The organism is Corynebacterium sp. HMSC056F09 (assembly GCF_001815785.1).
Lineage (GTDB): Bacteria > Actinomycetota > Actinomycetes > Mycobacteriales > Mycobacteriaceae > Corynebacterium > Corynebacterium hiratae.
In genome coordinates, this window is sequence record NZ_KV821897.1 from 1 (window position 1) to 11,256 (window position 11,256).

The window sequence follows — 11,256 nt, forward strand, 5'->3', positions numbered from 1 at the left end:
AAGTGATGCATCCACCACTTGAAACCGCCTCAAGATCTGGCCAGAACTTTGGCAACTAGGGCAGTTGTGTCTCTCAGGCCTTGCTCGCGATGAGCGTGAGCACGCGCCGAGCCAGGCTCGGCGCTAGGCCGCGCAGCTTAGCCGCGGAAGGCATACCACTGCACCGAGTTTGCCGGTAGGTGCAGCTGGACGTGGTTGCCTTCGGAGCGCACGCGGTGGGCAAGGTCATTGCCGGCACCTTGGTAGACGGCGTCGTCTGTGTTGATGACCAGCTCCCACTCGCCATCGCGCGGCAACCAGAGGTCATAGTTCGGCACCGAGCTGCCGGAGAAGTTGCACACCGCCAACAGGGCGGAGCCGTCCTTGCCGTAGCGCACGTAGCCGAGCATGTTGTTATTCGAGTCATCAGCCTTCACCCACTGGAAGCCATCCTGCGTAAAGTCCTGGGTCCACAGGGCCGGCTGTTGCTTGTATACCGCGTTGAGGTCGCGCACCAAGCGCTTAATGCCGTGGTGCCACTCGTTGCCCCAGCCCTCCAAGTTGGACCAGTCCACTGAGTGGCCCTCTGCCCATTCGGTGGTCTGGCCAAACTCCTGGCCCATGAACATTAGCTGCTTGCCCGGGTGGGAGAACATGTAGCCGTACAGCGCGCGCAGGCCTGCGGCCTTGTTCCAGTCATCGCCCGGCATGCGCTCCCATAAGGAGCCCTTGCCGTGGACCACCTCGTCGTGGCTAAAGGGGAGCACGTAGCGCTCCGAGTAGGCGTAGACCATGGAGAAGGTGAGCTCGCCATGGTGGTAGCGGCGGTGAATCGGCTCGTGTTTGAAGTACTCCAGGGTGTCGTTCATCCAGCCCATGTTCCACTTCAGGCTAAAGCCCAGTCCGCCTTCGTGAGTCGGTGCGGTAACACCTGGCCAGGAGGTGGATTCCTCGGCGATGGTCAGCACGCCCGGGTGGTTACGGTTCAGCGTGGCGTTGGTTTCCTGGAGGAATTGGACTGCCTCAAGGTTTTCGCGCCCGCCGTAGATATTGGGCAGCCATTCCTCGCGGGAGTAGTCCAAATAGAGCATGGAAGCAACGGCGTCGACACGCAAGCCGTCGACGTGGAACTCCTCGGCCCAGTAGAGGGCATTGGCCACGAGGAAGTTGCGCACCTCGTTGCGGCCGAAGTCGAAGACGTAGGTGCCCCAATCGGCCTGCTCACCGCGGCGCGGGTCCGGGTGCTCGTAGAGTGCCTGCCCATCGAAGCGGCCCAGCGCCCATTCGTCCTTGGGGAAGTGCGCGGGCACCCAGTCAACGAAGACGCCGATGCCGGCGTTATGCAATTCGTCGATAAGCGCGCGCAGCTCATCCGGGGAGCCCCAGCGCGCGGAGGGAGCGTAGTAGCCGGAGACTTGATAGCCCCAGGAACCGCCGAAGGGGTGCTCGGCCACGGGCAGCAGCTCCACGTGGGTAAAGCCGTGCTCAACCAGGTAAGGGATGAGCTCTTCGCGCAAGGTGTTGTAGTTAGCACCTACCTTCCAGGAGCCGACGTGGAGTTCGTAGACGCTCATCGGGATGTCGAGGTCCCCGGTGCGCTTGCTCATCCACTCCTCATCGCTCCACTTGAAACTGGAGCGGGCCACCACGGAGGCGGTCTCCGGCGGGGCGATGGTGCGCTTGGCCAGGGGATCCGCCTTATCAATGCGCGGGGAGTTCTTGCCGTGGACCGCAAACTTATAGCGCTCGCCTTCGCCCACACCGGGGATGAAGACCTCCCAAATGCCCGTGGAGCCGAGGCTGCGCATGGGGTACTGGGTAGGGTTCCAGCCGCAGAAGTCGCCGACCACGGCCACGCCCTCTGCGTTGGGCGCCCACACAGCAAAGGCGGTGCCCTCGACTACTCCCATGTCGGTGGTGTAGCTCTTGAGATTTGCGCCCAAGACTTCCCACAGGCGCTCGTGGCGGCCTTCACCGATGAGGTGCTGATCCAATGTGCCCAGGGTGGGCAGGAAGTGGTAGCCATCCGCTACCTCGAAGGCGGGTTGGCCCGGATAGGTGATGCGCAGGCGGTAGTCTGCTTCTTCGGTGAGTGGGGCCTCCCAGATATCATCCCCAACCGCGCGCATGGCGACGGTTTCAGTGGCGGTGACGAGCTCGACGGCTTCGGCACCGGGGCGGCGAGTGCGGACGGTTCCATCGTGCCAACCATAGAAATCATGGGGCGCGTGGTGGCGGCAGTGGTTGAGGCGTTCGAGGTCTGAGGCCGGGATGTTCATACAGACCAAATTACCCAAGAACACGTGCTCGCGGGGCAGAAAGGAAACCCCGCGCTACCCATGAAGGGGGTACGGATTCAGTGCGGGGGTTCAGCGGCTTTAAAACTTAAGCGCGGTAGTCGTTCACGCGGCGCCACGCGATGCGTTCCTGCAGGTCATGGTGGGCCGGCGGCAGGACGAAGATGTGGGCGACGTCGCGAAGCGGCTCCAAGCGCACGAAGTTGCGGTCGGACCACTCGTAGGCGGCACCACTGATGGTGTCCTGCACCGTGAAGTGTTCACCCGGGTGGCGGCCCACGGCGGCCAGATCCAAATAGACCGTGGCCTCCTGCGCATTGCGCGGATCGAGGTTGACCACCACGAGCACCACATTGCCGGTAGCGGGATCGGCCTTGGAGTAGGCGATGATGGCCTCGTTATCGGTGTTGTGGAAGCGTAGCGTGCGCAGCTGCTGGAGGGCCGGGTTTTCGCGGCGGATGACGTTGAGTAGGCGAATATAGGATTCCAGGGAATCCCCGGACTTCAGCGCTGCCTGGAAGTCACGCGGGCGCAGCTCGTACTTCTCAGAATCGAGGTACTCCTCGCTGCCGGGCTTGACGGCCTGGTGCTCGTAGAGCTCGAAGCCGGAGTACACGCCCCACAGCGGGGAGAGCGTGGCCGCCAGGGTGGCGCGGATGGCGAACATGGCGCGCCCGCCGGTCTGCAGGGACTCGTGGAGGATATCCGGGGTATTGACAAAGAGGTTGGGCCGGCAGATATCGGCCTGCTCCACGTGCATCTGCGCGAACTCAGTGAGCTCATGCTTGGAGGTCTGCCACGTGAAGTAGGTATAAGACTGCGTAAATCCTGCCTTGGCCAGACCGAACAGACGCGGGGCGCGGGTGAAGGCCTCGGAGAGGAAGATGACCTCCGGGTGGGTGATGTGTACCTTGGAGATCAGCCAGTTCCAGAAATTGGCCGGCTTGGTGTGCGGGTTGTCCACGCGGAAGGTGGTGACACCAGCCTCCACCCAAATCATGACGATGCGGTAGATCTCGGCATAGATGGCATCCGGATCGTTATCAAAGTTCAGCGGATAAATGTCCTGGTACTTCTTCGGCGGGTTCTCGGCGTAGGCGATGGTGCCATCGGCCAACACCGTGAAGAACTCCGGGTTGGTCTTGGCCCACGGGTGGTCCGGGGAGGCCTGCAACGCCAAGTCCAGTGCTACCTCCAGGCCCAAGTCGGCGGCCTTCTTGACCAGCTCCTTAAAGTCCTCCATCGTGCCCAGCTTCGGGTGCGTGGTGGAGTGGTCCTGAATAGCCCAGGGCGAGCCCACATCACCAGGCTCAGCCACCACCGAGTTGTTGCGGCCCTTGCGGTGCACTTCGCCAATGGGGTGGATGGGAGGGAAGTAGACGGTGTCGAACCCCATGGCAGCCACGCGCTCCAGTGCCTGCGCTGTGGTCTTAAACGTGCCGTGCACGGGGTTGCCCTCGTCATCCCACCCGCCGGTCGAGCGCGGGAAGAGCTCGTACCAGGAGTTGTAGAGGGCATCGCGGCGCTCTACCAGGACCTCGTGGATGTCTCCTTCGACCAGCAGGTGGCGCAGCGGGTGGTGGTGGAGGATCTCGGCGACCTCCTCGGAGAGCGCGGTACGCACGCGCTTGTCGACGTCCACTGTGTCATCCTTGAGCTCCTTCGACGCCTTAAAGAGCAGCTCCGCCTTATCGCTCGGGCACTGGATGGCCGCCTCCTCGAAGAGCTCGGCGCCGTGCAACAGATCGTTGCTGAGCTCCCGCGCCGATTGCCCCGCCTCCATCTTCTTGACCACCGCGTTGCGCCACGTGGACATCGGATCCGACCAGGCATCGATGCGGAAGAACCAACGCCCGGGAGTCGCCGGAGTAAACACCCCGTGGACTCGGTCCTGGTCTTCCGGGTCCACCGTCATGGTCACGGCGGAGGTGGACGGAGATTCGGTGTTCCACACCGACAGCGTCGCGGCGACGGCATCGTGGCCCTCACGCCACACCAGCGCGGTGACAGGAACAACCTCTCCGACTACGGCCTTCGAGGCGGCATTACCGGAGAGGGAGGGGCGGACATCGTCGATACCAAGGCGTTGAGTCATGCCCATAGAATAATGCAGCTGTGTCAGTTTCACCGGGGAAGGAAGATATCGGCCACAATGGTGCCTGTGAACACTCCAGAGCAATTGAGCCAGCAAGACCCTGAACTGATGGAAACCGACGAGGATTGGTTGATTGACTTCCGCGGCGTCGAGCTACGACGCGGCGGGCGCACGCTGGTCGGGCCCGTCGACTGGCAGGTGGAGCTCGATGAGCGTTGGGTCATCATCGGCCCCAACGGCGCGGGCAAGACCTCCCTGGTGCGCATGGCCGCCGCCGAAGAATTCCCGTCCGCTGGCGTGGCTTTCCTCATGGGCGAGCGCCTGGGCAAAACGGATATGCGCGATCTGCGCGCCGCCATTGGCATCTCTTCCGCTGCCGTCCAGCACCGCATCCCGGACAACGAGCGCGTGGATGATCTCGTTGTGTCTGCTGGCTATGCGGTCCTCGGCCGCTGGCGTGAGGACTACCAAGACATGGACTTCTCCCGCGCCGACGACATTTTGGAACAAGTCGGCGCCGCGCACCTCTCAGAGCGGACCTGGGGCACGCTCTCCGAAGGTGAGAAGAAGCGCGTCATCCTGGCCCGTGCGCTCATGGCCAACCCGGAGCTGCTCATCCTGGATGAGCCCTCCGCCGGCATGGACTTGGGCGGCCGTGAGGACCTCGTGGGCTACCTTGGGGACTTGGCACTGGATGCGGATGCCCCGGCGATTGTCATGATTACCCACCACGTGGAGGAAATCCCTTACGGATTTACCCATGCGATGCTCCTGGATGAGGGTAAGGTCGTGGCCAAAGGACTCATTAACTCTGTCCTGACGTCGGAAAACCTTTCCAAGGCCTTCCACCAACCTATCCAGGTGGATCGCATCGGGGAGAGGTACTTCGCCCGACGAGTCCGCTAACCCCTAGTACATAACTCTCAGTACAAAACCTCGGTACACACCCTCGACGTATACCTCTCGAATTCTGCCCCCAGCCTGCAGACACGGAAAGTTGCATGAGTCAGTCCATCCACGACAGCCTTGACGCCATCGACCCTGGCGAAACAACGGGCTTTAACGGGGCACGTCTGGCCGCTACTGTCCTCCTGTTGCGCGATACGGCCGAGGGGCTGCGCGTGTGGATTCAAGAACGCGTGCGCACCATGCGCAACTACCCCGGCCACGTCGTCTTTCCCGGCGGCGGGGTAGACCCGCGTGACTTCCCGCCCCGAACCTGGGACTCTGGCGAACTGTGGGCAGGCCGCTCAGTGGTGTCCATGGCACGCCGCATGGGCGTAACCAAGTACAAGGCACACGCCCTCGTCTTCGCCGCCGCCCGGGAGCTTTTCGAGGAGGCCGGCACGCTGTTAGCCATCCGTGAGGACGGCTTGGTCTCCGACGCCTCGCGCTACCACCGCGAGCGCGAGCTGCTAGAAACCCACGAGATTTCCTTCACCGAGTTTCTTGAGCACAACGGCATGCGTGTCGACGCCGACATGCTGCTGCCTTGGTCCCGCTGGGCCGGCGAAGATAACAACCACTGGTTCGATACCTTCTTCTTCATCGGTGTACTGCCCGAGGGCCAAGAACCCGATGGGGATACGGGCGAAGCCGACGACGCCGGCTGGTTCGACCCGCAACTGGTCTTGGATGGCTGGCGCGCCGGGCTGGTCCGCCTAGCCATCCCGACGTGGGCACAGCTTAAGCGTTTGACCTCTTATGCCACGGTCAAGGAGGTCTTAGATGATGCTTCCTTCTCCGACTTACGCCCAATTATCGGCGACCCGCGCGATGACGAGCGCTACCGCGAATACTTCACCACTTTCCCCGTCGACCGCATCTAGAAAAGCGCACCATGAGCTACACCCTGGACGAAGTTGCCTTCCTGCGTGAGAACGCTGCCGCTATCGATACCGCTGCAGCAGACCTGGAGGGGACCAAGAAGGCGCACCTGCGGGACGTCGCCAAGCTGCAGGCACAGTTCGGTGACTACGGGCGTGCGGTGGCCGAACTCATCCAAGCCCGCAGCTCCGGCAAGCTGCCGGGGCAGTGGCTCATGGACCACGACTCCGCCCAACAAGCCACTCCACCCGCAGTGGCGGCCTACCGCGCGCAGTTCCTTCGTGAGCGCACCGTGGACCTGGTGCACGACCTCACCTGCTCCATCGGCACCGAAGGCCAGGCCTACCGCCCGGGTACGTATGTGGGCAGCGACCTGGACGCCTCGCGCGTAGCCATGGCGCAGCACAACATTGAGCACCCAGTCTTTCGCGCTGATGCTCTGACCACCACGACCACCGCCGAAGTCTGCATCGCCGACCCCGCCCGGCGCCGAGGCGGTAACCGCATTACCCGCCTGGACCAACTTCTGCCCCCGCCAGCAGATCTGCTGGCCACCCACAGCGAGATGGCCATCAAATGCGCACCCGGCATCGACCACTCCGAATGGGAAGGCCTAGCCTGCGTAGTCAGCCTTGACGGAGGGGTGAAGGAAACCTGCCTGTACACCCCAGGCCTGGGAACAGGGAAAAGGGCAGTGGTCCTCAGTACCACGCCAGATGGAATCCACACGGACGTCATCGACGACGGCGTCACAGAGCACGAGCTACCTGAGGCCGGCCCCATCGGCCGCTTCCTCATCGACCCCGACGGCGCCATCGTGCGCGCCGGGCTGGTGCGCCACTACGCCGCGCGGGAAGGCCTGCACCAACTGGACCCGCGCATTGCTTACCTCACCGGTGACCGCCTGCCTCACGGCACGTCCGGATTTGAATTCATCGAGATGGTCCCCATGAAGAAGCTCAAGGCGGCTATGGCGGCTCACGATGTCGGCTCGCTGGAAATCCTGGTACGCGGGCAAGACGTGAACCCGGACCAGCTGCGCAAGAAGCTCAAGTTGAAGGGGTCGAACGCCAAGACTCTCGTGGTCACGCGCATCGGATCGAAGGGAGTCGCGGTGTTGTGCGGACCGCGAGTAGTATCGACCGAAGGTAATTACGCACCCTAATAGTTTCAAAATTTACGGAAGGGGAAGTGCCCACATGCCAGTCATTGTGGCTCTGGTCAAGCACGTACCGGATACGTGGTCAACCAAGACCCTCGAGGCGGACCACACGTTGGACCGTACCTCGGTGGATAACGTCATCGATGAGGTCAACGAGTACTCCGTCGAGCAGGCACTGCGCTTGCGCGACGATAACGCCGACGCCGGCTATGAGGTCGTGGCGCTTACCATGGGCCCGGCCGCTGCCGATGAGGCCCTGCGCAAGGCCCTGGCCATGGGCGCGGACCACGCCGTGCACGTTGTCGACGACGCCCTCGCCGGCGCCGACGCCCTGGCTACCGCCTGGGTTCTCAACGCCGCCATCAACAAGGTGGCAGAAAAGTTCGGCGAGGTCCAGGTCATCACCCTGGGCAACAACTCCTCGGATGCCTCCACCGGGCTTGTTGCTGGCCTTCTGGCTGAGTACCGCCAGCTGCCCGCGCTCACGGAGCTCAAGGCCGCCTCCTTGGCCGGTGCCACCGCTACCGGTACCCGCGAGGATGTCCACGGCCACTGGGAGCTTAGCGCCAACCTTCCGGCCATCCTGTCCTTTACCGACAAGGCCGATAAGCCGCGTTTCCCCAACTTCAAGGGCCTGATGGCAGCCAAGAAGGCCGAGGTCACCACGCTCGCCGTGGCCGACCTAGGCATTGATGGCGTGCCGTCCACCACCACGGTTACCGCCTCCGCACAGCGACCGGCCCGTACCGCCGGTGAGGTCATCACGGATACCGATCCGGCCGTGGCTGCCGCCAAGGTCGCGGACTTCCTGGCCGCCAAGAATCTCATCGAGGGTTAAAGGAGAAAACACATGTCTCACGTTTATGTCCTAGTTGAGCACGAAGCAGAGCAGCTCAGCCCCGTTACCGGCGAGCTCATTACCGCCGCCCGCGCGCTTGGTACCGTCTCCGCCGTCGTCGTGGCCAAGGATGCCGCCACCGCCGCCTCCTTTGATGCCGAACTGGGCAACCTCGGCGCCGCCCAGGTAGTTCAGGCCACCGCCGCGGACTATGAGCAGCGCATCGTCACCCCGGAGGTCGACGCCCTCCACGCCCTGGCCGCCAATAACCCGGCGCCCATCGTGCTGGCCTCCACCCCGACCAACAACGAAATTGCCGGCCGCCTCGCGGCGCGTCTCGGCTCGGGTGCTTTGGTCAACGTCGACGGCATCAATGCTGACGGCTCCGCACACCACACCATCTTCGGCGGCTCCTACGAGACCTCCTCCACGGCTACCGGCTCTGTGGTCTACACCCTGCGCCCGGGAACCGTCACCGCGGAACCGCAGCCGGTCACCGCAGCTCCTGCTCCTTTTGAGCTGCCGGCTGCCACGACTAAGGACGTCACCGTCACCTCCTTCACCCCGGCGGAGAAGACCGCCCGTCCGGAGCTAACCTCCGCGAAGGTCGTTGTGGCCGGTGGCCGCGGTGTGGGCGACAAGTTCGCCGACGTGGTGGAGCCGCTTGCCGACGTCCTCGGTGCCGCCGTCGGCGCCACCCGCGACGCTGTGGACGAAGGTTTCTACGACCCTGCTTTCCAGATTGGTCAGACCGGTGCGACCGTGTCCCCGAAGCTCTACATCGGCCTGGGCATTTCCGGTGCGATCCAGCACACCTCCGGCATGCAGACTTCGGAGACCATCGTTGTGGTCAACCAGGACCAGGACGAGCCTTTCTTCCAGATCGCCGACCTCGGCGTGGTGGGTGACCTCCATGAGATCGCCCCGGCACTCGCCGCGGAGCTGACCAAGCGCAAGGAGGCCGGCAACTAATGCCGCTTTACCTCGATTACGCAGCCACCCAGCCCATGCGCCAAAGCGCCATCGACGCATGGACGCAGGCAGCCAGCTCCCTCAACCCGGGCGCGTCCTATGCCTCCGGGCGCAAGGCACGCTCCGTGCTGGACGACGCCCGCGAGACCGTCGCCGAGCTGCTCGGCTGCGAACCCATCGAGGTCATCTTCACCTCCTCCGGCACGGAGGCGGACAACATCGCCATTCAGGGCCTCTACCGCGCTGCGCAGGCTGCTTCCCCCGAAGCCGCGCAGCGCATCGTTTCGACCCCCATCGAGCACCCTGCCGTGCTCGAAACCGTGGAGAAGCTCCAGATTGAGCACGGCGCGACCGTAGAGCTTCTCCCGGTTGATTCCACCGGCCACGTCAGCGATTTAAGCGCCCTGGATACCCCGGCCGCGGTGGCCACCTGCATGTGGGCCAATAACGAGACCGGCGCCATTCAGCCGGTCGCGGACATTACCCAGCGCGCCGCCGAACAGAGCACCCCAGTGCACATCGATGCCGTGCAGGTCGCCGGCAAGCTGCCCATCAACTTCCACGAGCTGGGTGCCACCACGCTCGCAGCCAGCGCCCACAAGTTCGGCGGCCCGCGCGGCATCGGCCTGCTGCTTGCACGCCGTACCCCCGCACCTCAACCCATCGCCTTCGGCGGCGGCCAAGAGCGCGGCATCCGCCCCGGCACCGTAGACGTGGCCAGTGCGAGCGCGCTCGCCGCGGCGCTGCGTGAATCCGTCGCGGAAATGGAGCAGGAGGACACCCGCCTGACGGCACTCCGCGACAAGCTCAAGGCCGGCATCGAGTCCAGCATCGACAACGTCATCATCAACTCCGCCGAGCCCACCCTGGCCTCCCACCTGCACGTGTCCTTCCCGGGTACGGATGGTGACAGCCTCATCATGCTTCTCGACGCCGCCGGTATCGAAGCCTCCGCCGGCTCCGCCTGCCACGCCGGTGTCAACCGCATGTCCCACGTGCTGGAAGCCATGGGCATTGACGAGGAACACGGGCGCGGCAGCCTGCGCTTCACACTGGGCCGCCTCACCACCGAAGAGGACATCAACGTGGTCCTGGCAGAGCTTCCGGAGATCATCCGCCGCGCCCGGTCGGTCTAGCGCGCGCATCCGATCAAGATCACAGTCATTCGGACATATTCACAGATAGTCCACAGCGCTTTCGACTCGGCGTGGGTCTATGTTTAATCCGTGAATAACTTCATCCAGTCCGTACTGGGCTTGCCGCTGACTGACCCCGTGAACGGCGGGATCTACATTGCTATCTTGGTCATCAGCGCGCTGCTCATTGCGTGGCGCCTGCGCAAGCGCGACTTCGTGTCCTTCCTTCTCGCCGCAGTCATTGCTACCGTGGCCTACTTCGCGCTTAAGCATTGGGACGTCCCGTTCTACCTTTTCGTGGCTGGGCTCGTACCCATCGCGGCGCTCATCTCCCTCATTCACCATGCGGGCCGTCGTGTCCTTATGGCCGTGATAGCAGCATTCTCGGCACTTGCGGTGGCCGGCCTGGCCAATATGGAGTACCAGTCCTATCCGGACATCGCCTCGCTCGATCCCACGCCGGTAGCCCAAGAGATGGACTACGGCCAATTCAAAGCCATCAAGTCCGCGGATTCCGCTGCGATTGTGCACGTGGATCTTCCGGGTACCACCTCAGGGTTCAGCGCGCGCCAGGCCACGGCCTATATCCCGCCGGCCTATTGGAGCAAGAAGGATATGAATCTTCCCGTCCTAGTCCTGCTCCACGGCAACCCGGGTGGGCCCGAGCAGTGGTTCGGCTCCGGCGAGGCGGCCGAAACCGCCGATGCCTTCCAACGCGCCAATGGGGGACTAAGCCCCATCGTCGTGGCGGTCGACGCCACCGGCAGTGAGACCGCCAATCCCATCTGCGCGGACACCTCCGTGGCCAAGGTCATGACCTACCTAACAACCGACGTGCCGACAGGAATCAAAACCGCTTTCCGTGTCGACGAGAATCAACAACATTGGACCGTCGCTGGTTTGTCATACGGCGGAACCTGGGACCTGACCCCCGTTAGGTAGACACCTGA

At 63.6% G+C, this 11,256-nt stretch carries 9 protein-coding genes; 7 read left to right on the forward strand and 2 right to left on the reverse strand.

From position 1 onward, the window contains the following. Positions 1-137 precede the first annotated feature (137 nt). Both glgB and HMPREF3056_RS02420 read right to left on the reverse strand, forming a co-directional pair. A complete protein-coding gene (glgB, locus tag HMPREF3056_RS02415) occupies positions 138-2,258 on the reverse strand; it encodes a 1,4-alpha-glucan branching protein GlgB (RefSeq protein ID WP_070754026.1) in 2,121 nt (706 codons plus the stop codon). Positions 2,259-2,364: 106 nt separating this feature from the next. Further along, complete coding sequence (locus tag HMPREF3056_RS02420; protein ID WP_070754031.1) at positions 2,365-4,371, reverse strand: maltotransferase domain-containing protein; 2,007 nt, start codon at positions 4,369-4,371, stop codon at positions 2,365-2,367. A 57-nt stretch (positions 4,372-4,428) separates the two neighbouring features. On the opposite strand from HMPREF3056_RS02420, the gene HMPREF3056_RS02425 reads away from it, so the two are divergent. The 7 genes from HMPREF3056_RS02425 to HMPREF3056_RS02455 all read left to right on the forward strand — a co-directional run bounded on the left by HMPREF3056_RS02425 (position 4,429) and on the right by HMPREF3056_RS02455 (position 11,248). Beyond that, on the forward strand, positions 4,429-5,277 hold the full coding sequence (locus HMPREF3056_RS02425) for an ABC transporter ATP-binding protein (protein WP_010187031.1): 849 nt from the start codon (positions 4,429-4,431) through the stop codon (positions 5,275-5,277). A gap of 95 nt (positions 5,278-5,372) precedes the next feature. Next, positions 5,373-6,200, forward strand: coding sequence for an NUDIX hydrolase (locus HMPREF3056_RS02430; protein ID WP_070547401.1), 828 nt, complete (start codon positions 5,373-5,375; stop codon positions 6,198-6,200). Positions 6,201-6,211: 11 nt separating this feature from the next. After that, the gene (locus tag HMPREF3056_RS02435; protein ID WP_070754027.1) at positions 6,212-7,363 is read left to right on the forward strand and encodes a THUMP-like domain-containing protein; all 1,152 of its coding nucleotides are present in this window, start codon (positions 6,212-6,214) and stop codon (positions 7,361-7,363) included. A 34-nt stretch (positions 7,364-7,397) separates the two neighbouring features. Continuing rightward, entirely contained in the window at positions 7,398-8,198 is an 801-nt protein-coding gene (locus HMPREF3056_RS02440; RefSeq protein WP_070754028.1) for an electron transfer flavoprotein subunit beta/FixA family protein, read from the forward strand. A gap of 12 nt (positions 8,199-8,210) precedes the next feature. Then, positions 8,211-9,170 carry an electron transfer flavoprotein subunit alpha/FixB family protein gene (locus HMPREF3056_RS02445; protein ID WP_070754029.1) on the forward strand — a complete coding sequence of 320 codons (960 nt, stop codon included), beginning with the start codon at positions 8,211-8,213 and terminating at the stop codon, positions 9,168-9,170. Continuing rightward, entirely contained in the window at positions 9,170-10,306 is a 1,137-nt protein-coding gene (locus HMPREF3056_RS02450) for a cysteine desulfurase family protein (RefSeq protein WP_070754030.1), read from the forward strand. The genes HMPREF3056_RS02445 and HMPREF3056_RS02450 overlap by 1 nt, the downstream gene beginning before the upstream one ends. Positions 10,307-10,396: 90 nt before the next feature. Continuing rightward, positions 10,397-11,248 (forward strand): alpha/beta hydrolase, encoded by an 852-nt coding sequence (locus tag HMPREF3056_RS02455; RefSeq protein WP_246822456.1) that lies wholly within the window; start codon positions 10,397-10,399, stop codon positions 11,246-11,248. Positions 11,249-11,256 lie beyond the last annotated feature (8 nt).

Coding starts and splice junctions, on each gene's coding strand:
- HMPREF3056_RS02430 (WP_070547401.1), top strand. CDS start 5,373: ATGAGTCAGTCCATCCACGACAGCCTTGACGCCATCGACCCTGGCGAA.
- HMPREF3056_RS02420 (WP_070754031.1), bottom strand. CDS start 4,371: ATGACTCAACGCCTTGGTATCGACGATGTCCGCCCCTCCCTCTCCGGT.
- HMPREF3056_RS02435 (WP_070754027.1), top strand. CDS start 6,212: ATGAGCTACACCCTGGACGAAGTTGCCTTCCTGCGTGAGAACGCTGCC.
- HMPREF3056_RS02440 (WP_070754028.1), top strand. CDS start 7,398: ATGCCAGTCATTGTGGCTCTGGTCAAGCACGTACCGGATACGTGGTCA.
- glgB (WP_070754026.1), bottom strand. CDS start 2,258: ATGAACATCCCGGCCTCAGACCTCGAACGCCTCAACCACTGCCGCCAC.
- HMPREF3056_RS02445 (WP_070754029.1), top strand. CDS start 8,211: ATGTCTCACGTTTATGTCCTAGTTGAGCACGAAGCAGAGCAGCTCAGC.
- HMPREF3056_RS02450 (WP_070754030.1), top strand. CDS start 9,170: ATGCCGCTTTACCTCGATTACGCAGCCACCCAGCCCATGCGCCAAAGC.
- HMPREF3056_RS02425 (WP_010187031.1), top strand. CDS start 4,429: ATGGTGCCTGTGAACACTCCAGAGCAATTGAGCCAGCAAGACCCTGAA.